Annotated in this window: 18 protein-coding genes; 5 read left to right on the top strand and 13 right to left on the bottom strand. The window is 61.3% G+C overall.

All coding sequences use genetic code 11. From position 1 onward, the window contains the following. Positions 1 to 4: 4 nt before the first annotated feature. The 9 genes from LNV09_RS17930 to LNV09_RS17890 form a co-directional block, all read right to left on the bottom strand. Positions 5 to 844, bottom strand: coding sequence for an endonuclease/exonuclease/phosphatase family protein (locus tag LNV09_RS17930; RefSeq protein ID WP_263558439.1), 840 nt, complete (start codon positions 842 to 844; stop codon positions 5 to 7). Further along, positions 841 to 2,352 carry a tryptophan halogenase family protein gene (locus LNV09_RS17925; RefSeq protein WP_263558438.1) on the bottom strand — a complete coding sequence of 504 codons (1,512 nt, stop codon included), beginning with the start codon at positions 2,350 to 2,352 and terminating at the stop codon, positions 841 to 843. The genes LNV09_RS17930 and LNV09_RS17925 overlap by 4 nt, the downstream gene beginning before the upstream one ends. 23 nt (positions 2,353 to 2,375) lie before the next feature. Then, complete coding sequence (locus LNV09_RS17920; RefSeq protein WP_263558437.1) at positions 2,376 to 3,464, bottom strand: ABC transporter ATP-binding protein; 1,089 nt, start codon at positions 3,462 to 3,464, stop codon at positions 2,376 to 2,378. A 7-nt stretch (positions 3,465 to 3,471) separates the two neighbouring features. After that, complete coding sequence (locus LNV09_RS17915) at positions 3,472 to 4,353, bottom strand: carbohydrate ABC transporter permease (protein ID WP_263558436.1); 882 nt, start codon at positions 4,351 to 4,353, stop codon at positions 3,472 to 3,474. Next, positions 4,350 to 5,240, bottom strand: a complete 891-nt coding sequence (locus tag LNV09_RS17910) for a carbohydrate ABC transporter permease (protein WP_263558435.1) — start codon at positions 5,238 to 5,240, stop codon at positions 4,350 to 4,352. Before LNV09_RS17910 ends, LNV09_RS17915 begins: the two co-directional genes overlap by 4 nt. A 13-nt stretch (positions 5,241 to 5,253) precedes the next feature. Continuing rightward, positions 5,254 to 6,519, bottom strand: a complete 1,266-nt coding sequence (locus LNV09_RS17905) for an ABC transporter substrate-binding protein (RefSeq protein ID WP_263558434.1) — start codon at positions 6,517 to 6,519, stop codon at positions 5,254 to 5,256. Then, complete coding sequence (locus LNV09_RS17900) at positions 6,516 to 7,886, bottom strand: GH1 family beta-glucosidase (protein WP_263558433.1); 1,371 nt, start codon at positions 7,884 to 7,886, stop codon at positions 6,516 to 6,518. Before LNV09_RS17900 ends, LNV09_RS17905 begins: the two co-directional genes overlap by 4 nt. Continuing rightward, a complete protein-coding gene (locus LNV09_RS17895) occupies positions 7,883 to 10,432 on the bottom strand; it encodes a glycoside hydrolase family 3 protein (protein WP_263558432.1) in 2,550 nt (849 codons plus the stop codon). The genes LNV09_RS17900 and LNV09_RS17895 overlap by 4 nt, the downstream gene beginning before the upstream one ends. Before the next feature lie 92 nt (positions 10,433 to 10,524). Continuing rightward, positions 10,525 to 13,338 (bottom strand): TonB-dependent receptor, encoded by a 2,814-nt coding sequence (locus LNV09_RS17890; protein WP_263558431.1) that lies wholly within the window; start codon positions 13,336 to 13,338, stop codon positions 10,525 to 10,527. 180 nt (positions 13,339 to 13,518) lie between these two features. Between LNV09_RS17890 and LNV09_RS17885 the strand changes: the two genes are divergently transcribed. From LNV09_RS17885 to glk, 4 genes are all read left to right on the top strand, one after another. After that, positions 13,519 to 14,232: a response regulator transcription factor gene (locus LNV09_RS17885; protein ID WP_263558430.1), complete on the top strand. Its 714-nt coding sequence runs from the start codon at positions 13,519 to 13,521 to the stop codon at positions 14,230 to 14,232. Next, positions 14,229 to 15,713 carry a sensor histidine kinase gene (locus LNV09_RS17880; RefSeq protein WP_263558429.1) on the top strand — a complete coding sequence of 495 codons (1,485 nt, stop codon included), beginning with the start codon at positions 14,229 to 14,231 and terminating at the stop codon, positions 15,711 to 15,713. Before LNV09_RS17885 ends, LNV09_RS17880 begins: the two co-directional genes overlap by 4 nt. Before the next feature lie 92 nt (positions 15,714 to 15,805). Continuing rightward, entirely contained in the window at positions 15,806 to 17,056 is a 1,251-nt protein-coding gene (locus LNV09_RS17875) for an ABC transporter substrate-binding protein (protein WP_263558428.1), read from the top strand. Between the two features lie 79 nt (positions 17,057 to 17,135). Further along, positions 17,136 to 18,122 carry a glucokinase gene (gene glk / locus LNV09_RS17870; protein ID WP_263558427.1) on the top strand — a complete coding sequence of 329 codons (987 nt, stop codon included), beginning with the start codon at positions 17,136 to 17,138 and terminating at the stop codon, positions 18,120 to 18,122. Between the two features lie 41 nt (positions 18,123 to 18,163). On the opposite strand, the gene LNV09_RS17865 is transcribed toward glk, so the two are convergent. Next, entirely contained in the window at positions 18,164 to 18,625 is a 462-nt protein-coding gene (locus LNV09_RS17865; protein WP_263558426.1) for a hypothetical protein, read from the bottom strand. 86 nt (positions 18,626 to 18,711) lie between these two features. Beyond that, complete coding sequence (locus LNV09_RS17860; RefSeq protein WP_263558425.1) at positions 18,712 to 19,467, bottom strand: class I SAM-dependent methyltransferase; 756 nt, start codon at positions 19,465 to 19,467, stop codon at positions 18,712 to 18,714. 410 nt (positions 19,468 to 19,877) lie between these two features. On the opposite strand from LNV09_RS17860, the gene LNV09_RS17855 reads away from it, so the two are divergent. Beyond that, a complete protein-coding gene (locus LNV09_RS17855) occupies positions 19,878 to 20,273 on the top strand; it encodes a periplasmic substrate-binding domain-containing protein (protein ID WP_263558424.1) in 396 nt (131 codons plus the stop codon). A 9-nt stretch (positions 20,274 to 20,282) separates the two neighbouring features. Here the strand turns inward: LNV09_RS17855 and LNV09_RS17850 are convergent, their stop codons facing one another. Together LNV09_RS17850 and LNV09_RS17845 are read right to left on the bottom strand one after the other, a co-directional pair. Then, a complete protein-coding gene (locus tag LNV09_RS17850) occupies positions 20,283 to 21,215 on the bottom strand; it encodes a carbohydrate kinase family protein (protein WP_263558629.1) in 933 nt (310 codons plus the stop codon). Next, positions 21,215 to 22,459, bottom strand: coding sequence for an AGE family epimerase/isomerase (locus tag LNV09_RS17845; RefSeq protein WP_411969312.1), 1,245 nt, complete (start codon positions 22,457 to 22,459; stop codon positions 21,215 to 21,217). The genes LNV09_RS17850 and LNV09_RS17845 overlap by 1 nt, the downstream gene beginning before the upstream one ends. Positions 22,460 to 22,583 lie beyond the last annotated feature (124 nt).

The raw sequence follows: 22,583 nt of genomic DNA, 5'->3' as shown, positions 1-22,583 counted from the left end.
GGAATCAGTCCAGCCGAGCGCGCACCAGCACGGGATGGTGGTCGGAAGGAAAGCGGCCGGCGACAGAGTCGCTCAGCACGCCGTATTTGAGAATCTGTATACCGGCGCTCACAAACATATAGTCAATCCGGTCCTGCATGGGCGCATCGATCTTGAAAGCGTTGAAGGTGCCAACCGGGCCATAGGGCGGGCTGCGGCTGACAACAAAGGCATCACCGAGTGCGGCCTGCATACGCTGGATCTGTTCGGTGTCGGGCGTTGAGTTGAAGTCGCCGACACAGAACACCGGCAACTCACCGGCGATCTCGGCGATCTTGCTCAGCAGCAGCTTGGCCGACTCCTTGCGCGCCACCACCCCCTCGTGGTCAAAGTGAACCGAGAACACATAAAAGCGCTTGCCGGTTTCGTGGTCGCGCAACAGCACCCAGCTCGCAAGCCGATTGCAGCAGCGCGCGTCCCAGCCCTTGGACGGCAGATCCGGTGTCTGGCTGAGCCAGAAGTCGCCGTTCTTCAGCGCCTCAAAGCGTGCTTTGCGAAAAAAGATCGCCGCATGCTCACCGGACCGTTTGCCGTCATCACGCCCCACGCCAACATGGTCGAATTCAGGCATAGCGCCGAGTTCATCGATTTGCTCGGGCAGACCCTCCTGGGTGCCGAACACATCAAACTCGTGATAGCGGATCAAGGCCTTGACCGCCGCACTGCGCTGTGGCCAGGCGTTAGGTCCGTCGGAGGCGAGGTTCAGGCGCAGGTTGTAGGTGGCGATATTGAAGCTGCCGGCAGGCGCGGCGGCCAACGCAGGTGCGGCCGCGACCAGCAGCGCAAGCCAAAGTAGCCACTTCATACCTTTATCGCAGCGCAATGCTGGGCGATGAAGTCGGCCTGCGTCGGCATCACCTTGACGCAGCGCGCGATCACCTCCTTCACATTCGCCATGAAGGCAACCGCCTCTTCCTTGGGTAGCTGATCTGCAAACGGGTGGTAGCCGCTAGGCCGTATGCCTTGCCCATTCATCACCTGCAACCAGCTGAGTTCGGCAAACAGCTCGCCGCCCTCACGGTAAATGCGGGCGTTGCTGCGGTACAAGTCGATCTTGCGCTGCAGGGTAGCCGGCACATCCATCAGCCGACAATGGTTCCAGAACGCCGAGTCGTCGCGTTCGGTGGCCTTGTAGTGCAGGATGATGAAGTCTCGAATGCGCTCGTATTCGAACTGTGTCTGGCGGTTGTATTCATCGATATCGGCCGCATCAAAGCCGCGGTGCGGAAACAAGCTCACCAGGCGCGCCAGCGCGGTCTGGATCAAATGGATACTGGTCGACTCCAGCGGCTCCAGAAAGCCACTGGACAGACCGACTGCCACGCAGTTTCGCTCCCAGCTGCGTTCGCGCCGGCCGGGCTGGAACTTGATCAAACGAGGCTCGGCCAGGGGCTTGCCGTCCAGATTGCGCATCAGGATATCGCTGGCCTCGGCGTCGCCCATGAAGCGGCTGGCGTAGACATGGCCATTGCCGGTGCGGTGCTGCAGCGGGATACGCCATTGCCAGCCGGCGCCGTGTGCGGTGGCGCGCGTCAGGGGCAGCAGTGGGCCGGCTGACTCGCAGGGCACGGCAATCGCGCGGTCGCAGGGCAGCCAATGCGACCAATCCTCGAAGCCGACTTGCAGGGTCTTGGCAATCAGCAACGCATGCATGCCCGAACAATCGACGAAAAAATCGCCTTCGATCAGCTCGCCGCTGTCCAGTCGCACTGCCGTAATGTGGCCATCAGGTTCCCGCTGCAAGACCTCGACCACCTTGCCTTGGCTGCGCAGAACGCCTCGTTTTTCGGCATAGCCGCGCAAAAAGCGGGCGTAGAGGCTGGCATCGAACTGGAAGGCGCTGGCGATGTCGGCCAGCGGCGAGCCCGCCATATCGGGGCGCGCCCGCATGAACTTGGCGTGCTGCGGAGCGACGGTGTTGATCGAGTAGTCGCCCAGGTCGCTGGCCAAACCTTCGCGTTGCAGACGCAGCCAGTAATGGTGAAAGGCGACGGCGTCAAGCTCTTGGCCGACCTTGCCGAAGCCGTGGATATAGCGGTCGCCCAGCGCGCCCCAGTTGACGAATTCAATGCCTAACTTGAAGGTGCCCTGGGTGGCGCGTACGAACTCGTCTTCATCGATCTCCAGCGCCGCGTTGAAGTTCTTGATATTGGGAATGGTCGCTTCACCGACCCCGATGGAGCCGATCTCATCCGACTCGACCAGATGAATTCGGCAGTCGGAGGGCAGCAGCTTGGAGAGCGCTGCGGCGCTCATCCAACCGGCAGTGCCGCCGCCGACGATGACGATTTGACGCACATGATTGAGGCTCATGAGTTCGCTCCGGGCAATGGTTTTTACAGGCGCTGCTCGCTGGCTTGATCGAACAGCGACACCCGCTTGAGGTCGAGGCTGAAACAGACTTCCTGGTCGAGGCTCAGATCGACGCTGTCATCGGCGATGGCGGCCAAGAGCTGGTCAGCGGCCTTCAACCAGACGACTTGATGGTTGCCCATGGGCTCGATTAAATGGACCTTGGCCCGCCACGCCCCTTGGGGCTCGATATGCACATGCTCGGGGCGCACACCCAGCAGCACCGGCTTCCCCGCCGCCGCTGGCTGCATGAAGGGGTAACTGCTCAGGTCGACGGGCAAGGCGCCGTTCAGGCTGATGGCTCCGTCTGCTGAGGTGCGCAATTGACCGGGCAGGAAATTCATGCCCGGCGCGCCCAGGAAGCCCGCCACAAAGAGATTGGCCGGGCGCTCGTAAACCTCGGTCGGTGCGCCGATCTGCTGGATATTGCCGCTGCGCATGACGACGATGCGGCTGGCCAGCGTCATCGCCTCGACCTGATCATGGGTGACGTAAATCATCGTCGAGCCCAGCGTCTTGTGCAGCAGCTTCAGCTCACGGCGCAGCTCGGCGCGCAGCTTGGCATCCAGATTGGACAGCGGCTCGTCAAACAAGAGCACCGCGGCCTCGCGCACCAAAGCCCGGCCGATCGCGACGCGCTGACGCTGGCCGCCCGACAGTTGCGCGGGCTTGCGCGCCAGCAGCGGCTCCAGCTGCAACATCGCCGCCACCCGCTGCACACGCCGCTGCAGCTCGGCCTTGGGGCAGCCGCTGACGCGCAGGCCGAAGGACATATTGCCCTCCACCGTCATGGTCGGATAAAGCGCGTAGGACTGGAACACCATGCCAATGCCGCGCTCGCTGGGGTCGGCATAGGTCATGTCCTGGCCGCCGATCTCCACCACACCCTGGTGGATGCTTTCCAGCGCCGTCAGGCCGGCGATGCTGTGCAGCAAGGTCGACTTGCCGCAGCCCGAAGGGCCCAAGAGGACCAGAAATTCACCGGCTTTGATGTCCAGGCTGAGGTCCTTGATGACCTCGTGCCCATCAAAACGGATGGACAGATTTTTAACACTAACGCCACTTGTATTCATTCTTCAATCAACCCTTGACGGCGCCGGCCGCAATGCCGCGCACAAACCAGCGTCCGGAGACGAAATAGACCAAAAGAGGCACCAGCGAAGTGAGGATGGTGGCCGCCATATTGACGTTGTAGAGCCGCTCGCCGGTGGTGGTGTTGATGACGTTATTGAGCTGCACCGTCATCGGCAAGTTCTCTCTTCCCGCAAACACCAGACCGAGGATGTAGTCATTCCAGACCCCGGTCACCTGCATGATGGCCGCCACCACGATGATGGGCGTCGCCATCGGCAGCATCAGCTGCACGAAGATGCGCCAGAAGCCGCCGCCGTCGATGCGTGCCGCCTTGAACAACTCCTGCGGAATGGCGCTGAAATAGTTGCGGAACAAGAGCGTCATCACCGGCATACTGAAGATCACATGGACCAGCACAATGCCGGCCAGCGAGCTGAACAGGCCGACCGCCGCCAACACCTTGACCAGCGGGTAAATCATCACTTGCACGGGGATGAAGGCGCCCAGCATCAAGATGCCAAACAGCAAATTGGCGCCGCGCGGCCGCCAGAAGCTCAAGGCATAGCCATTCAAGGCACCGAGCAAGACCGGCAGGATGGTGCTCGGCACGACGATGGCGACCGAGTTCCAGAAGCCCGCGCTGACACCTTCGCAAGACACCCCCGTGCAGACCTCGCTCCAGGCTGCGCGCCAGGGCTCCAGCGTCGCCTGCAGCGGCAAGGCGAACAAAGCCCCAAGGCGGATTTCCTCCATCGATTTGAAGGAGGTCACCAGCATGATGTAGAGCGGTGCCAGGAAGAACAGCGCCGCCGTGATCAAGAAGGCATAGATGCCAAAGCGCGCCGGCGTCCAACGCTGTTGGCGGCGTTTCAAGACAACGGCGCTCATGCGTGGCCACCCTGCCCCGTCTTGCGGCTACGCGCATAGAAGAACGGCGCCACCAGCGCCAACACGGTCAACAGCAGCACGACGGCGCCGGCCGAGGCCAGCGCGATATTGGCGCGGCCAAACAGATGGTCCATGATGAATTTGGCCGGCACATCGCTGGCCGTGCCGGGGCCGCCTTGCGTCATTGCGGCCACCGCGTCGAAGACCTTGACGGCGGCGGTGAAGAGCAGCACGAAGACGGTGGCAAACGAGGCTCCCAGCATCGGCAGCACGATGAAGAGATAGACCCGCCAGGGCTTGATGCCGTCGATGCGTGCGGCCTTCCAGATATCCTCGTCAATGCCGCGCAGCCCCGCCAGCAGCAAGGCCATCACCAGGCCCGAGGCCTGCCAGACCGAGGCAATGACCACGGTGTAGATGACCTTGTCTTGATCGATGATCCAGTCAAAGCTGAAGTCGGCAAAACCCATTTGTCGCACCGCCTGCTGGATGCCGTCAGTGGGGTTGAGCACCCATTGCCAGACCAAGCCGGTGGCGACGAATGACATCGCGTAGGGGTAGAGAAAAATCGTGCGCAACAAACCCTCGCCCTTGACCTTCTGGTCGATGAAGACCGCCAACAAGAAGCCGATCACCATGCAAGCCACGATGAAGAGCAGGCCGTAAACAGCCAGGTTGTTCAGCGACAGCAGCCAGCGTTCGTTGCCGAACAAGCGCTCGTACTGCGCCAGGCCGACGAAGTCGTCCTTGGGAAAGGTGCGTGCACTGCTCAGCGACACCCGCAGCGACCACAGCACCGTACCCAGATAGCCCAGCAAAACGGTCAAGGCCATGGGCAGCAAAGCGGCCCAAGGTGTGACGCGTCGAAAGATGGAAAGCATCTTCATAGCCCGGTCAGCATCAATTGTTCAAGGCCGCAGCCAGGTCTTTTTGCACCTTTTCGACCGGCATCGCGCGGTTCCAATAGGCGGTCAAGATGTCCTGCATCGCACCGTTCTGATCCGGCGTCAGGTAGACCTCGCCGTTGCCCAGTTGACGGGTCTTGTCCTTCATGATTGCCACACCTTGCTGGCCGCAGATGTCCAACTGGCTGGCGTCGATATCGCTGCGCGCCGGGATCGAGCCCTTCTTGATGCTGAAGGCAATTTGCGTCGCCGGCGCGGTGGCAACATTGGCCAAAAGCTTCTGCGCCTTGACGGCTTCCGGTTGCGTCGTCTTGGGGAAGACCAAGACATCGCCCTGAATGATGTAGGGCGAGTTGGGCCCGAAGCCGGCGATGCAACCGTAGTCGCGCCCGGCCTCTTGCTTGGCCAAAGCGAACTCGCCCTTGGCCCAGTCGCCCATGAATTGCACGCCGGCCTTGCCGCTGATCAGCAAGGCGGTGGCGTCGTTCCAGTTGCGACCCGGCGAGCCCTTGTCCACATAGCTTTGCAGGCGCTTGAAGGTCAGCAAGACGTTCTTGAACTCGGCCGAATTGATCGCCTTGGCGTCGCGGTCACGCATCACCTTCAAGTACAAGTCACGGCCGCCGACATTGCTGAGCACGGCGGCGAAGACGGTGTTGTCTTGCCAAGGCTGACCGCCATGGGCCAGGCCGATCAGACCGGCGGCCTTGAGCTTGTCGAGTGCGGCAAAGAGCTCGTCCATGCTCTTGGGCTCGCTAGTTATACCGGCCTTCTTGAAAGCTGCCTTGGAGGTCCAGATCCAGGCCGGCATATGGATATTGATAGGCGCGGCGTAGAAATGGCCCTTGACCTTGATCACATTGAGCACGGTCTCGGGCAGGACCTTGTCCCAGCCGCCCTGCGCCGCCGCTTCGTCGACATTGTTCAGCAGACCCTGCTCAACCACATCGAGAAACTGCTTGGAGGTATTGAACTGAGCGGCGGTCGGCGGGTTGCCGCCGACGATGCGGTTGATCGCCACCGAGCGGGCCTGCTCGCCCAGCGCCACCGCCGTGTCCACCCAGACCCCGCCAGCGGCCCGGTAGGCATCGGCCATGGCCTTGACAGCGGCCGACTCACCGCCCGAGGTCCACCAATGGATAACCTCGGCCTTCAGCGGCGCAGCGGCCGGCTTGGGCTGAGCCTGGGCGCCGCATGAGACCCCAAAAGCCGCCACGGCCACGGCCGTCAAGCCCAAAACTTTTTTGCTTTTTTTGTTCATTTTTCTGCATCTCCGGGCTGCAAGAAATTCGCGTACCAATGGCCGCTGGCCTTGAGGGTACGTTGCTGAGTCTGGAAGTCGACATAGGCGAGGCCGAAGCGTCGCACATATCCCTCGGCCCATTCAAAGTTATCCAACAGGCTCCAGGCGAAATAGCCCTTGACCGGCACGCCCGCAGCGATCGCGCGGGCCGTGGCGGCCAGATGGCGCTCCAGATAACTGCGGCGCTGCTCGTCGTTGATGCTGCCGTCGGGCTCCACCACATCATCAAAGGTCGAGCCGTTCTCGGTCAGATAAACGCAGGCCGGTGCATAGTCGCGCTGGATGCGGGTCAGCAGCGTCACCATGCCTTCGGGGTCAACTTCCCAGCCAAAGGCGGTGCGCTCCACGCCGGCCGTCTCGACCACGCGGGTGGCGATCGGGCCGTGGCCGGGGGCATTTTCAACCCGCTCGGGGAAGTAGTAATTGACGCCCAAGAAATCGGTAGTCGTCGCGATGTCATGCAGGTCGCTGGCCAAGAGTTGCGGCGCATCGGTACCGAGCAAGGCAAGAATGTCGGCCGGGTAGCCGCGACCATGCAGAGGATCGAGAAACCAGCGGTTGCGCAAACCATCGTGGCGCAGGGCGGCGGCGGCGTCTTCCTCGCTATCGCTGGCGGGCGAGATCGGATGCAGGCTCAGGGTGATGCCGACCTTGGCATCGGCAACCTGACGGTGGATCAGCGGCACCGCGCGGCCATGGGAAAGCAGTAGATGATGGCAGACCAGCAAGGCGGTCTTGTGGTCGGTCAGACCCGGCGCATGATTGCCCTCATGGTTGCCCAGAAAGGCGGTGCAAAACGGCTCGTTGTGAGTGATCCAATGCTTGACACGGTCACCCAAGCGGCGCGTGACCACCTCGGTGTACTCCAGGAAGGCGTCGACGGTGGCACGATTGGCCCAACCGCCCTGCTCCTGCAAGACCTGCGGCAGATCCCAGTGGTAGAGCGTGGCCCAGGGCTGCAGGCCGCGCTCCAGCATGCCGTCAACCAGGCGCGAATAGAAGTCCAGTCCTTTCTCATTCACCGCGCCCCGACCCAGCGGCAAGATGCGCGGCCAGGCGATCGAGAAACGGTAGGCATTGACGCCCAGCGAACGCGCCAGATCCAGGTCCTCGGGCCAGTGGTGGTAATGGTCGCAGGCGACCGCGCCGCTGCTGGCGTCACGGATACGGCCGGGCTGGCTGCAAAAGCGATCCCAGATCGACTCGCCGCGGCCATCCTCAAGCACCGCGCCTTCGATTTGATAAGACGAGGTGGAACAACCCCAACGGAAGTCGGCCGGAAAATCACTGCGCAAGATCAAGGGTGTAGGGTCGTTAGGTTTCATGGTTTAAGAACAGAGGAAAATTGCTGGCAAGCTAGCGCGTCGGAGCCGCGTGCGGCGCCAGCGACGATGCGAATGTTGGCAAAAGCCGCGGAAAACGGTGTGTCGGCGGCGAGGCTGAAGGGCACATCGACGCGACTCAGATCGACGCCTTGAGCGGCAAAGCAGGCCAAGGGAATACTGAGAGTCTGGCGTTTGTTAAGCGCAAAACCGGCCAGCACGCGGTTCAATTCCAACGTCCCCGCGCAGCCGCTGCCGCATTCCATCGTCAGGCCGACCGGCGCTTCAGCGGCCCGCTCCTGCACCAGATCGAACATCAAGGCGGCGTCCCGGTAGGCCAAGAGGTTGGCCTTTTGTGCCGACCAGATGTGGAACTTGGCCGGGCCCGTCCAGATCAGCCGTTTGGCATCCTGCTGGGTGTTGACCTGCACGCTGGAGATACGAACCGCCGGCTGCTCGCTGGGCACTTCAAGGACGGCGTTCAGATCGGCGCCCAAGCCTCGGCTGGGCCAGGCATTGCTCGGGCTCGCGACCTGCAGCTGATAGGCGTTCTGGCCGCTTTGGCGGAAGATCAAGAGCTCGTTCGACGCGTCACAAGCAGCGCGGCCGTCAGCCATGCTGAGCGCGGCCACGCGGCCTGGCTTGGCATAGCTCAAGCCGTAGCCCGGCTTGAACAAGGGCTTGCTGTTGGCCGACACACAGGCACCGGCCGGCCAAGCAAAGGGCAGCTTCGCGCCGAAGTCGTGCGGCTTGCGGCCCGCTGCGTCCTTGAACAAAACGTCGGCCACGCCACCACCCTCGCTGCCCGGCAGCCAGGCCATCACAAAGGCATCGGACAGATTCAACAAATCATGGGTATAGAGCGTGCGGCCGGCGATCAAGATGCTGATGACGGGCACGCCGTGGCCGCAGACTCTTTGCAGCAGCGCCAAGTCCTCGGGGTAACGGTTGCTGTGGCGCAGGCTGGATGAGGGGGCGATATCGCCGACGCCTTCGGCATAAGGGGTCTCGCCAATCACTGCGATGACGGCATCGAAACGCCGCAGGTCAACGCCCTGCCCGTCGATGCTGAAGGTCAGCTCGGCGGCAGCTGCCTTCTCACGAATGCCTGCCAGCACCGACTGCGCGGCGGGAAATTCTTGGTTCTGATTGTCCGTGCCCTGCCAGGTCAGGCTCCAGCCGCCGGCTTGATTGGCGAGACTGTCGGCGCTCTTGCCCACCACCAGAATGCGCTTGCCCTGGCCCAGCGGCAAGCTGGCGTGATTGTTCTTCAACAGCACCAGGCTCTGACGCACGGCTCGCCGCGCCAAGTCGCGCGCTTGCAAGGCTTCGGCCTTGCCGGCCCAAGCGTTTTGCGCGGGCGACTTGTCGAACAAACCGGCGCGCAGCTTGACGCGCAAGATACGGGTGACAGCGTCGTCGATGCGTGCCAGCGGAATCTCGCCGCGCTCGACTTGGGCGCTGGTATTGACGATGAAGGCGCGCCAGTCCTCGGGCACCATCACCATGTCGACGCCGGCATTGATGGCCTGAGCGCAGCTCGAATCGCTGCAGCCGGGCACCTGACCGATGCCGTTCCAGTCCGACACGACGAAGCCGTCAAATCCGATCTTGTGCTTCAGCACCTCGGTCAGGAGCTGCTGGCTGCCATGCATCTTGCCGTAGTCCACGCCGGCCTTGACATCGGTCCAACTGTGGAAGGAGGCCATCACCGTTTGCACACCGGCGGCTTGCGTCGCGTAGTAGCCCTGGCCGTGGACATTGATCATGTCAGCGCGGCTGATCTTGCTGTGGCCCTGGTCGCGGCCGAATTCGGTGCTGCCGTCGCCGATGAAATGCTTGGCGGTGGCGACCACATTCGCGTCGTCTTTGAGATTCGCTTGCAGGCCGCGTACAGCGGCGGCACCCAGGCGTGCCACCACCTGCGGATCGGCCGAAAAACTCTCATAAATGCGGCCCCAGCGGGCGTCTTGCGCCACGGCCAGCGTCGGCGCAAACACCCATTGGATGCCGGTGGCGCGCACCGCCTTGGCGGTGGCCGCACCGATCTCTTCCACCAGGCCCGCATCGCCGGCCGCCCCCAGGCCGATATTGTGCGGAAACAGCGTCGCGCCCTGCACATTGCCGTGGCCGTGCACCGCGTCAGTGCCCCAGATCAAGGGGATGGGTGTGGCCACGCCGGTAGCCAAAGAGGCTGCGTGATAGGCCTCTGCCAGCGCCAGCCAATCGGCGGCCGTCGCCTGTTTGTTGTTGCCCGGCCAGCCGCCGCCGCCATTCAAGACCGAGCCGATGTAGTAACGCCCCGCCTCGGCAGGCGTGATGAACTTGATTTCGGGCTGGGTCATCTGGCCAATTTTTTGCGCCAGGGTCATGCCCGCCACGATCTTCTGAATACGTGCTTCTAGCGCCGGATCGGAGGAGAAAGCGCTTTGTACCCGGGGCCAGTCGGTCAATGCCGCCGCCGCGTGGGACATAGTCGCCAAAAACAGCAGTCCAACAGCGGCAGCATGCGGGCACTTGACGCTGATGCCGAATAGAAGCTTTTGCATTCTCAATATCCATCCCTCAATTTTTTTCTTGGTGCTCAGCGAGCCCCTGTCCGACCGGCATCCCGGGCGGACAGGGGCTCGGAGGCTCAGGCCTACATCCGGTAGCTGACACCCAAAAGCAACTGGCGACCATAGCGGTTGTACTCAAGCGGCGCGATCGACTCGCCGAAGCCATTGCCTTGCTTGGTGGCATAGGGTGCGTTGGTCAAGTTATTGACCTGCAAGAGCAAGGACATGCCCTTGAAACTGCCATGCTCGAACTCATACGACACCTGCGCATCAAGTTGACGATCGGCCAGAATTTCTGTGAACTCGCGGGCGTTGTGCAGGCCGTTGATTTCACCCCTGAATGCCGAGCGATAGCGCTGACTGAGTCGCACAGCGAAGCCTTCTTTCTCGAAGTAGGCGGTCAGGCCGGCCGTTACGCCAGACAGCCCGGGCAGCTTCTCCGGCTTATCCGGTCCATTGGGGTGCACGCTGCTTTCGGTGTAACTCGCGTTGGCGGTCAGACCAAAGCCATCCAATGCTTTGACCCAATGCCCGGCATCCAAGGTCGTGCTCAGCTCGACCCCCTTGACATAGCCGCCCTCGCCGTTCATGGGCCGCTCAAAGATTCCAAACGGGCTGAGCGGTGTTGGCAGCGGTGGGTTGCTGGTGTTGGGGAAGCTAGCGAAGCTGCCTTCAAGCTTTTGTGTGTAGATATAGCTGTCGAGCTGCTTGTAGAACACGGCCGCAGCGGCATAACTCCGCTTGCCTATGTATTGCTCAAAGGACAGATCGAAAGACTTGGCCCGCCAGGGCTGCAGTTCCGGGTTGCCGCCACTGCCACCCCAACTGGTCAGCCCCGAGGTGCTGCTCTTGGAGATTGAAACATCCGCACCGGCCCGCATGTCATCGATCCGCCCTCGCGCCATCGTCTTGGCCAAACCCAGGCGCAAATAGCGATCAGCGCCGAGCTCAAAATTCAAATTCAGACTTGGCAGTACATCGGTGTAGGTCGTGCCGCGTGTCACCTCGGACAAAACGCCGCTGAGCCTGGAGTAGCCATGCGAGCTTTGGTCGGTATGGACCACCTGCAAGCCAACATTGCCTCGCACCGGCACCGAGCCCAAATTACCATCAAGACCCAGCTTCACGAAACCGGTAGCGACCTTCTCCATCGACTGGTAGTTGCGGTCCTGCACCTTGTCGAGCGCCTGGGCTTTGAGCGAGTAGAGCGAATTGATGGCGCCCATCACGTCATAGGCCAAAACGCCCGGAATTCCGGCAAAGCTCAGCGAAGTATTGGGCTGCAACAAGGCTGCTGGCACGGCCACCGGCGCCCGTCCGTTCAGCAAGTCGGCTGCCAGCTCGTTCATCTCACGATCTTTGTCGCGAGTCTCATAGTTGATACCGAAATTCAAGGCGCTGATCAAGCCATCAAAATCCTTCCTGCCTTCCAGGCGCAAGGCTTTGATCTCGTCCTTCACCTTGGGTTTTTTCCACAAACCGTCATGGCCCCAGCCACCGGGATCGCTCAGCAAGACCTTGCCCGCGTCGGCAAAGTTGCTGTCCGGCACCAGACTTGGATAGCCCGCGCCGCTGGGCACGACGGTCTTGAAAGTTGTCAAGGCCTTGCCAATACCGGCATAGGTCTCGATGACGTTTTCTTCACGCGCGGCCTTGGAGTAACTTAAATCCGCCACGGCAGCCCAGCCGCCGGCCAACTTGAGTTCGGTATTCCAGCCCATTGACTTCAGATCGTCGACGCGCTCGTTGAGTGAGTTCATCACGACCATGTTCGCCACCTTGCCGACCGTGGCCGCCGTCACCAAACTGGTGTTGCTGCCCACCGCCGTGCTGGTGACATTGCTGAAGTCTGCGCCGGGGATGCCGTTCCAGGCGTCGCCCGTGCTGCCCATCAGCGCGCGCGCACTTTCGTTCTTCTTGAACTTGGAATAGTAGAGGTCCAGTGTGCTGTGCAGATCCTTGCTGGGCTTGAATTCGAACACGCCCATCACGCCGTCGCGAGTTTGCTTGCGCGAGGTGGCCGTGGTCTCGAAACCACTCAAAAAAGTGGCCCCCACTGGCAGGCCGGTCACCGGGCCGCAGCCCCATTCTGGGTGGGTAATGCAGTCGCGCGTCGGGTCATTGACCGCAAAGCCCCAGGCCTTGTAATGCAGTTCCTGGCCGGGCGAGTCGAGGTGGGCAAAGCCCAGCGCCACGCCGATGGTGCGGTCGGCAAATTGATCCACATAGGAAAAACTGAAACGCTTGCCGTCGCCGTCGGTATTGGCGTTGACGGCGCCGTTGGAGTTGCGCTCCAGCCTTGCATTCAGCACGATTTTTCGCCCGCTGACGTCGAGTGGGCGCAGCGTGCGCATGTCAATCGTGCCGGAGAGGCCCTGCCCGATCAAGCCCGCGTCCGGCGTCTTATAGACTGTCGCGCTATTGATCAGCTCAGAGGGAAACTGATCAAACTCGACGCCGCGATTGTCCCCGGTGGTGACTTGTTGGCGGCCGTTCAACAAAGTGCCGGCGAAGTCACCCGACAGGCCTCGAATCTGAATTGTTTGCACCCGCCCGGCGACACGTTGACCGGCCAAGCCGGGCAAACGCGCCAGCGACTCGGCGATGCTGACGTCTGGCAGTTTGCCGATGTCTTCGGCTGAAACGACCTCAATCACATTGTCCGAATTGCGTTTGCTGGCGATCGAGGTCTGAATGCTGTGGCGCAGACCGGTGACCACGACCGTCTCAAGCTGTTCTGAAGCACCGGCCGGCGCCGGCGCCACCTGCGCCTGTGCCGAATGGGCCGTAAACAAGAGCACGGCGCAAGCCGCAGCAACTGGGCTGATCTGCAAGGCCAAGCCGCGCTGTCGGACAGCGCTTTGCTGCGCATCGCGGGGTGAATTCAACTTATTCATGTGGGGGTGTCTCCTGTGACGGTCCTGGTGCAAAGCATCGGCGTCAGCGATCGGACATTACACTGCCCTGTCATAAAGCGCTGAAGCTTGCGCACATTCTTAACCATGTTAATGTTTCATTAATTTGGTGTTAACCCTCGAATTTGTGTTTTTAGAGCCAAAACCCACAGGTCCCCCGCCATGAATCTATTGCTTGCCGAAGACGATGCCATCTTGGCCGACGCCTTGAACGTGCAACTGCGACGGGCCGGCTTCGAGGTCGAGCACGCGCCCAATGGGGCGGTGGCCGAGTATTTGCTGCTCAAGACGCCGTTTGATATCGCCATCCTCGACCTGGGCTTGCCGATGGTGGATGGCCTGACAGTGTTGAAGCGGCTTCGAGCGGCCAAACGCCATTTGCCGGTCTTGGTGTTGACGGCGCTGGACAGCTTGGATGACCGCGTCGCAGGCCTCAACGCCGGGGCCGATGACTACCTCACCAAGCCTTTTGATTTCCCGGAGCTGGAAGCTCGGCTGCACGCGCTACTGAGGCGCGGGCGCCCCTTGATGGCCGGACAGGAATTGGGCAAGTTGAACTTCGACCGCGGAGCGCGGCGCGCCAGCGTGCTCGGCGAATCGCTCGATTTGAGCCCGCGCGAATGGCTGCTGCTGGACCTGCTCTTGTTGGAGCGCGACCGGGTTGTCACCAAGGAGCAAATCATTGCGGCCTGGGCGCAGGACCGTGGCGAAAGCAGCGGCGGCAATTCGGTCGAGGTCTATATCCACCGTCTGCGCCGCAAGCTCGAAGGGACAGGACTGCAAATTCGCACCGTGCGGGGGCTGGGCTATCTGTTGGAAGCCGAATCCAGCAGTGGGAGCGCAAGCGGCTTGGGCAGCAGCCCGACATCGCCATGAGCAATGCGGCACCCTCTCTGCACCGGCAGCTGTTTATCTGGCTGCTGATGCCGCAAGTGGTGCTTTGGCTGGCGGCGGCCCTGTTCACCTACAAGCTGGCCGAGCATTACACCAATGCGGCGATTGATGCCAGTTTGTCGCAAACATCGCGCACATTGGCGCGCCAGGTCAAGCCGCTGGACAACGGCTTGTTCATCGATTTTCCGCGCGCGGCACAAGACATCCTGGAGGCGGACCCGAGTGACCGCGTGCTCTATACCGTCAGCATGCCACCGGGTCAGTTCATCCTCGGCAATCGCAACCTGCCGGCCCTGCCGAAGAATGCCAAGCCGGTTTACGGCGAGCCCTACTTCTACGACGGCACCCTGGCAGCCGTCGATGCGGCCAGCGACACGGATGCTGAGCCCCATAGTATGGGGAAGAAGTCGGCAAGCAGATCGCAGCCGGTCCGCCTGCGCGTTGCCGCACTTCTGCTGCGCTATGGCACAGCACATTCGCCGGACTCGCCGGGCCAGAGCATGCTGGTGCAAGTGGCGCGTTCCAGCACCAACAGGGAAGCGCTGGCGGGCCAGATCCTGCTCGACACCGTGCTGCCGCTGTCGGCCTTGATGGCCTTGATGACCATCATTGTTTGGGGCGGCGTTCGCACTGGCCTGAAACCGCTGGCCTTGCTGCAACGCCAGGTCGAAGGACGCGCGGCGAACGACCTGACCCCCATCAAGATCGATGCCGCGCCGCCCGAGGTGCGCTCGCTGGCCTTGGCCATGAACAGCCTGCTGGTCGAGGTCAACCACAATGTCGTGGCGCAAAAACGCTTCATCAGCGACGCTGCACACCAGTTGCGCACACCGTTGGCGGGGCTCAAAAGCCAAACCGAACTGGCCCTGCTAGACGCCAAAGACCCTGAGCTGCGCGCGCGGCTGCAACTGGTACATAGCAGCGCTACGCGAAGTGCACATCTGGTCAATCAGCTGCTCAGCCTAGCCCGCGCGGAGCCGGAATCTGCCAGCCAACAGGCGAGGCAAAAGTTTGACCTGTCCCAGATGGCGCGCGAAATCACGACTGAAATGGTGCCGCGCGCCTTGGCGGCAGGCGTCGACCTGGGGTTTGAATCGCCCGACCTGGGGGCCAGCAAACCCGTGCGCGGCTTCGAATCCTTGCTGCGCGAAGCGCTGGTCAATTTGATTGACAACGCTATCCGCTATGCCGGCCGAGGCGCCAGCGTCACCGTACGCGTTTACGCTCAAGCGAACCAGATCTTGCTCGAAGTCGAGGATAACGGGCCTGGCCTACCGGAGAGTGAGCTGGCCCATGTATTCGAGCGCTTCGTTCGCGCCACGCATGACGGCACCGGTTGCGGACTGGGTTTGGCCATCGTGCGCGAGATCGTCGAACGCCACGCAGGCCGGGTGCAGTTGCTGCCGGTTCAGCCGCATGGCGCCTTGGCCAGAGTCGAACTTCCGGCGGCCGGTCAGGGATAGCCCCTGTCTATGATATTAATATTTCGTTAATAATAATTCAAACTGAGGTGCACGCGGCGTTCAGCCAGCAACACATAGGGAGGACGAATTCGATGAAGGTCCATCATTTGGCGATGCTGGCGGTAGTCTGCCTGCAAGCACTGGCGGCTCCTGCACGAGCCGGAGAAATAGAAGTCTTGCATTGGTGGATCAGCGGCGGCGAGGCCAGAGCAGCGCAAGCCTTGAAAGCCAGCATGCAGGCCAAGGGTCATACATGGAAAGACTTTGTCGTGGCCGGTGGCGGCGGCGATTCCGCCATCACCGTGCTGAAGTCGCGCGTGTTGTCCGGCAATGCACCAGCGGCCGCGCAAATCAAAGGCCCTTCCCTGCAGGCCTGGGCAAGCACGGGTGTGCTCGCCAGCATCAATGATGTCGCCAAGGCCGAACATTGGGATGAACTCCTGCCCAAGGTGGTCAGCGAGCAAATGAAGTTCAAAGGCGACTACATCGCCGTGCCTGTCAATGTGCATCGCGTCAACTGGCTGTGGCTGAACCCGGCAGTGTTCGCACGCACGGGCGCCAAACCTCCATCCAACTGGGACGAGTTCTTTATCGCAGCAGAAACGCTGAAGAAGGCCGGCGTAATCGCCCTTGCCCATGGCGGCCAGACCTGGCAAGACCTGACCCTGTTTGAAACCGTCGCACTGGGAGTCGGTGGCCCCGAGTTCTATCGAAAGGCCTTGGTGCAATTGAATCCAGCCGAGTTGAGCGGAGCGACGATGGAGGCGGTCTTGAGCACCTTCAAGCGCATCAAGCCCTATACCGACAAAAACTCGCCCGGGCGCGACTGGAATTTGGCCACGGCAATGGTGATCAAGGGTGAGGCTGGCATGCAGTTCATGGGGGACTGGGCCAAAGGAGAGTTTCTGGCCGCGGGCAGCTTGCCCGGCAAGGGTTTCATCTGCACGCCCGCACCGGGCTCGGCCAAAGCTTTTATATACGTGATCGACTCCTTCGCGATGTTCAAGCTCAAGAATCCGGCCAACACGGTGGCGCAGAAAGACCTGGCCAGCGCCGTCATGTCGCCGGAATTCCAGGAAGTCTTCAATCTCAACAAAGGCAGCATCCCGGTCCGCATGGGACAGAAGATGGACAAGTTCGACGACTGCGCCAAGGCCTCGGCTCTGGACTTCACCGCCGCCGCCAAGTCGGCCGCCCTGCTGCCCTCGGTGGCAAACGGCATGGCGGTCAGCTCGGCTGTCGAAGGCGCCATCAAAGAGGTGGTCAGCCAATTCTGGAACAGCGACAGGATGACGCCGGCCGAGGCAATGCAAAAGATGGTCAGCGCCGCCAAAGCCCGCTAGGAGCCCGAACGACTCAGCGCTTGGATTGAGCAGCACAGGCGCCCAATTTTTTCACTCAGCCCAGAAAACCCCGTCTCGCATGACCCCAAAATCAAACGCCATTCTTTTGGCCGATATCGGCGGCACCAATGCCCGCTTTGCCTGGCAAAGCGAGGTCGGTGGGCCTATAGAAACGGTGCGCAGCTACCCCTGTGCCGAATTTGCCAGCCTTCAAATGGCGATCGAAGCTTATCTGCTTGAGCTCGGTCGCGGCCACCCCGACCAAGCTGCCATCGGCATTGCCAACCCGGTGTCCGGTGACCGGGTCAGCATGACCAATCACCACTGGTCTTTTTCGATTGAGCAAATGCGCCAAGCACTGGGGCTGCAACGGCTAGTGGTGATGAACGATTTCACCGCTCTGGCGCTTGCCTTGCCCGACTTGGCGGACGACGAGAAGCGGTTGATTTGTGGTGGGGCGCCGGTACCCGGTGCGGCCCTGGCCCTGATTGGCCCCGGCACCGGCCTGGGGGTGTCGGGGCTGATTCCTGCTGGCACTGGCAAAGACTTCAGATACCAAGTGCTGGACAGTGAAGGTGGCCACGGCAGCTTGTGCGCCAGCACGCCGCGCGAATGGGCGGTCTTGCAACATTTGCAAACGCGCTTCGGGCATGCCTCGGCCGAGCGAGCGGTGTCGGGCCAAGGTTTGGTCTGGGTCTATGAAGCCTTGTCCAGCCTGGACGGCGCGCCCACACCCGCCCAACCGAACGCCGGCCCCTTGACCGCCGCCCAAATCAGCGCAGCGGCCCTGGCACACAGCGACAGTCGGGCCGGAGAGGCGCTGGAACTCTTTTTCGCCTTCTTGGGCGCAATGGCGGGCAACTTGGCCCTCACCCTTGGAGCCAGAGGCGGCCTCTATCTCGGCGGAGGCATCTTGCCAAGGCTGGCGGATCGCTTGGCTTGCTCTGCGTTTCAATCACGTTTTGTCGGAAAAGGTCGCTTCAGCGACTACCTGCAGGCCATCCCCGTTTACCTGATCCAAACCCAGGAGTCCCCCGCCCTGCGCGGCGTTGCGCGGTCGCTTTGAGGTCAGAGCCTGGCGCCGCTTGCCGGTTGACCAAGTCGAATTCATACAATTGATTGGTCGCAAAATCTTTGGCGGATCAAACGGCACCGCCCCCCCCCCAAATGACAGACCGGGGCTTTTGTGAGTCGCTCGCCTGAACGGCCGTTGCACAATTGCGCCCCGACATCGACACCTAAAAACTGTTGCATATCAGTGCACGTTGTAAGGCCGGCATTGAGAGTCCCGCCAGAGCCTTTGAATAGCCAATACCCTGAATCAACATTGGGATTGATGCCTACTGTGCAGTTCTCGGAAAGTACTTTCGCCAGGCGCTCGGCATCTTCCTTCTCATCCGAGAAGCACACAAAGTCCAAGGCAACGATCGACGACGACGTGAAGCCATCGTTCTGCTTGGTCTTCCAGAGGATGGACGCCTCAGAGCTTCGGCGATTGCTGACCCCCTCCTGGTCGGGGTCCATATTTCCCTTGTTTGCTGCGACCGGTGAGGCGGTCATGACCAACAAGGCGAGCAGCGTGATGAGCGGGGGCCGTCTTCATGACGCCTAGCGTTCGAGTTCAGCCGCCGTAGGTAGTCGGCTGGAACGAGCGGTTATGCGTCGTCGATCTTGCGAAGAACTACGTGTATCCAGTTTCCTCGCGGCTTCGCCAGCAGCTTAGTTGCCTTGCACGACCAGAATGCAAGCTTTGTGGCGACCAGTTGAGCCGGATTTCGTCTTGGTGGAGGAAGTAAGCTACGCCCGCAATGTACGCATGGTTCTTCCTGACTGTAGGTGCCATACGGATTCCCGGCAAAGTCCATCAGTTTGGTCGAGAGCGAATTCGTCTGAGAAGTACTCGATCCAACAAAAGAGATGGCGTCAACCTTGCAAGAGCTGAACAACTTCATGATGCGCTGCTCATCAAACGAATTTACATGGCCCCAAGGAGGGTTCGACCTTCCACAGCTATAGCAGGTTGTACGCCCCACTCTAATGTCTTGCTTGTAGGGAACGCCAATCAAAATTTGGTGACTGGCAACTCTTTGAATTTCTTGGCACACGTTTTGCAAAATTGCGGTGGGCACATGCTCTAGAACTTCGGCGCAAAGTACAAAATCGAATGCATTGTCGGGAAACTGCATTTCCGCAGCGTTTCCCTTGATGCACTGAATCCTTGGGTGGGAAATGTTCGGCTGGGTTAGATCAAGAGCCGTCACCCTTTCAAAGCGGTCAGCCATCAACAGCGAGAAATGTCCATCTCGAGCGCCGATGTCCAACGAATATCGCCCCCCCGTCGGCATAAGGCGAAGAAGGTCTGCGGTCCGCTGCTGCTCCGAAGAAGAAGCCCGGTAATCAGTCAAATCCATCGGTAGCCTTTGCTTGTTGCGACTTTTAACGTTCGAGCTGAAGGGCCGCAGCCAGTTGGGCTCGGAGGTGAAAATATACAGACAGCATAGCGTGGCCAGCTGGTGGAGGTCCACTCGAGCGCTGGGTTAGGCCGCATCGCGCTGCAGCTCAAAGTGCGAGGCGAACCCATACGCTAAATAGACCTCTCAGTTCGACACAGGGGGCGATCGGGATAACGTCAAGCGACAACGTGAGCCAAGCGCCTTTTCTAACCGAATTGAATCGTTGTAGTTGCTGGCGCGGCGCTACTGCGCGGCTGCACTGTGCTCCTGATCGAAGACCGTCTAAATTTGGCGTAAGGTTGGACGCATCGCTTAGTTTTCTGCCAGGCGCGCCCGGCGCCAAGCTGGGTTAACCAATACTGTTGGGCATGCTGCGGGTGAAGTTCAATACCGCCAAGTTCCCCGAGCACCTGAAGGCTGCGCGTGCCGGCAAATTGATGATCTGGGGCTTCAGCGTCGCGGCAGACGTGCCGGACGGTATCGCCGCGCTGGCGCGCTATCACGGCCCGCAGGCCGGTTCGCAAAACGTCGCCCGCTTCGCGCTGCCGGCCTTCGACGCGCTGTTCGACCGCCTGCAAGCGCTGCCGGACGGCCCCGAGCGCGAAGCCCTGTTCCTGGAGGTCAAGCGATTGGCCGTTGCCTACGCGCCCTACAAGATCACCGCGCATTTGCTCAGCAATGACCTGACCCAGCCCTGGGTGCAGGGCTATCGCAGGCCGGTGTTTTGGGCAGATTGGTGGCAGTACGTGGATATTGAGCGCTAGAACCGCGTTCTATTGTGTTTGCACCTGCGCCGCCAACAGCTCAAGCTGCGCGGCGCTCAGCGCCGCCGCCCCCGCCACTTGGCAGGCTGCGGCGCCGGCGGCCACCGCCCAACGCAGATGCTGCTGCGCCTCGGCAGCGGGCGCGCGCATCAAACTGAACAAGAGGCCGGCCATCGCGGCATCCCCGGCGCCGACCGTGTCCTTCACCTCAATCAGCGGCGGGCGCGCATGCACTTGCAGCTGAGGTTGGAAAAGACTGGCGCCGTCTGCGCCTCGCGTTAGCAGCAGCAAAGCATGGGGATTCCACTCGCTGATCTGCGCCAGCCCGAGCCCAGGGTCCGCGCAGCGGAACAGGCCGCAGAGGTCTTCATCCCAGACTTTGATCACGTCGGCGATGCGACACATGCGTTCGAGCGTGGTGTCATAGCTCGCGTCCATGGCCATGGCGCGGAAGTTCGGGTCATAGCTGATGCGCTTGCCCTTGTGCTTGAGCGACTCGGCCAGGCCAAGCAGTCGCGCCGCCAAGGGCTCACGCGTCAAACTGATGCCGCCGAAGTGCGCCCATTGCAAAGCCTCTGTCCAACCGGCCGGCAATGCTTCTGCATCAAAGTGCAGATCGGCACTGTCGTCGCCGACAAAGAAGTATTGCGGCGGTGAGGTCTCATGGACGATCGCCAACAGCGGCGAGCGACCGGGCAATTGCTGGGTGAAGCGCATATCCAGGCCGGCCGCTTGGCTGGCCACCCAGATGGCCTGACCAAACACATCGGCACTGATCGCGCCTCCAAAGGCCGTCGGCACGCCCAGCCCCGCCAGCGCCCGCGCCAAATTCCAAGGCGCCCCGCCACAGATCGAAACCCATTGCTCGGGGCCGCTGCGAATCATGTCGGTCAGCGCCTCGCCGAAGGAAACCACGGCGGGCATACCGACCTGATCGGCCATCATTGCGCCCGCTCCAGCGCGGCCATCATCTCGTAGCAGGCGCCCATGGTGTGGTAATCCGTCTTGCCGGCCGGGCTCTTCTCGTCGCTATAGGCGCTGTTGTCCGGCTTGAGGATGCGAAACCATGCGCCATGCCTGTGATCGATCATATGGTCCCAGGCGTAAGACCAAATCAAGTCGTACCAGGCCCAATACTGGGCCTCGCCGGTGCGCAGGGCCAAGAGGCCGGCAGCGGCCAGGCTTTCGGCCTGCACCCAGAAATATTTGTCGGCATCGCATACTTCGCCGTCTGGCGCAAAGCCGTAGACCAGGCCGCCATGCTCGCGGTCCCAGGCGTGGCGCATCGCCTGGCTGAACAGGGCCTGCGCACGCGGCAGCAACCATTCGCCATCTCCAGGCAGCAAAGCGCGGTGGCGCTCCAGCGTCAGCAAGAGCTTGGCCCATTCGCTCAAATGACCCGGCTGAATGCCCCAAGGACGGAAGATGTTTGTCTTGTCTTCGCGGTTGTAGTCCCAATCGGGCAGCCAGTCGGATTTGTAATGCTCCCAGATCAGGCCGTCTGCAAGCGCTGCTTGACGCATGGTGATATTGCGCGCCAGGGTTTCGGCGCGCAGCAAATAGCGCTGATTGGCGGTCGCGTCAAAGGCCGCCAGCAGCGCTTCGCAGGCATGCATATTGGCGTTCTGACCTCGGTAAGGGTCAAGTCTTGCCCAATCGGCGCTGGCCACGTCGGCGTAGAGGCCATGCTCAGGACTCCAAAATTGAGCCTCCATCAAGCACCAAGTTTCGTCAATCCAATCCACGGCTTCCGGCTCGCCGGCCAAGGCGGCATGGGCATAAGCCAGCAGCACGAAGGCAAGACCGTAACAATGGTTGTCGGCGTCTATGGACAGGGCAGCGCCGTCTTGCCAGCGCAAGCACCAAAGGTAGCCGCCTGTGTCGGGTTGGCGATGGACGTCGCGCAGGAAGCGCAGGCCGTGGCGCATCATCTGCCGGTACTGCTCGCTCCCGAAATTGCGATAGGCCATTGCATAGTTGAAGACAAAGCGAGTGCTGCTGACCAGGTGGCGGGTCTGTGAGTCATAGACCCGCCCGTCATCGCGGTAGAAGTGAAAGAAACCGCCACTTGGATCGACGCACACTGGATCGTAAAAACTCAAGGTATGTCGCACATGGGCGCGCAAGGTGGCGGGGTCGCGAAAATTCGGAAGCTCCGGCGGGCTGGTTTTTGCAGACATATTCATCCAGCAATTAGAAGCCAGGACGGGCACCAATAGTGACTACATCCTGCGAGCCTTGCTAGCCCTTATCCTTAGAAATGCTTTGCCTTGAATTCGCCGAGCGGCCGCTTCCGGAGCTAGCTCGGAC

This window comes from Paucibacter sp. B2R-40 (assembly GCF_025717555.1).
In the GTDB taxonomy this organism is placed as follows: domain Bacteria; phylum Pseudomonadota; class Gammaproteobacteria; order Burkholderiales; family Burkholderiaceae_C; genus Paucibacter_A.
The sequence above is the reverse complement of the archived record's forward strand: the minus strand, read 5'-3'. Positions and strand labels throughout refer to the sequence as shown.

Coding starts and splice junctions, on each gene's coding strand:
- LNV09_RS17930 (WP_263558439.1), bottom strand. CDS start 844: ATGAAGTGGCTACTTTGGCTTGCGCTGCTGGTCGCGGCCGCACCTGCG.
- LNV09_RS17925 (WP_263558438.1), bottom strand. CDS start 2,352: ATGAGCCTCAATCATGTGCGTCAAATCGTCATCGTCGGCGGCGGCACT.
- LNV09_RS17920 (WP_263558437.1), bottom strand. CDS start 3,464: ATGAATACAAGTGGCGTTAGTGTTAAAAATCTGTCCATCCGTTTTGAT.
- LNV09_RS17915 (WP_263558436.1), bottom strand. CDS start 4,353: ATGAGCGCCGTTGTCTTGAAACGCCGCCAACAGCGTTGGACGCCGGCG.
- LNV09_RS17910 (WP_263558435.1), bottom strand. CDS start 5,240: ATGAAGATGCTTTCCATCTTTCGACGCGTCACACCTTGGGCCGCTTTG.
- LNV09_RS17905 (WP_263558434.1), bottom strand. CDS start 6,519: ATGAACAAAAAAAGCAAAAAAGTTTTGGGCTTGACGGCCGTGGCCGTG.
- LNV09_RS17900 (WP_263558433.1), bottom strand. CDS start 7,886: ATGAAACCTAACGACCCTACACCCTTGATCTTGCGCAGTGATTTTCCG.
- LNV09_RS17895 (WP_263558432.1), bottom strand. CDS start 10,432: ATGCAAAAGCTTCTATTCGGCATCAGCGTCAAGTGCCCGCATGCTGCC.
- LNV09_RS17890 (WP_263558431.1), bottom strand. CDS start 13,338: ATGAATAAGTTGAATTCACCCCGCGATGCGCAGCAAAGCGCTGTCCGA.
- LNV09_RS17885 (WP_263558430.1), top strand. CDS start 13,519: ATGAATCTATTGCTTGCCGAAGACGATGCCATCTTGGCCGACGCCTTG.
- LNV09_RS17880 (WP_263558429.1), top strand. CDS start 14,229: ATGAGCAATGCGGCACCCTCTCTGCACCGGCAGCTGTTTATCTGGCTG.
- LNV09_RS17875 (WP_263558428.1), top strand. CDS start 15,806: ATGAAGGTCCATCATTTGGCGATGCTGGCGGTAGTCTGCCTGCAAGCA.
- glk (WP_263558427.1), top strand. CDS start 17,136: ATGACCCCAAAATCAAACGCCATTCTTTTGGCCGATATCGGCGGCACC.
- LNV09_RS17860 (WP_263558425.1), bottom strand. CDS start 19,467: ATGGATTTGACTGATTACCGGGCTTCTTCTTCGGAGCAGCAGCGGACC.
- LNV09_RS17855 (WP_263558424.1), top strand. CDS start 19,878: ATGCTGCGGGTGAAGTTCAATACCGCCAAGTTCCCCGAGCACCTGAAG.
- LNV09_RS17850 (WP_263558629.1), bottom strand. CDS start 21,215: ATGGCCGATCAGGTCGGTATGCCCGCCGTGGTTTCCTTCGGCGAGGCG.
- LNV09_RS17845 (WP_411969312.1), bottom strand. CDS start 22,459: ATGAATATGTCTGCAAAAACCAGCCCGCCGGAGCTTCCGAATTTTCGC.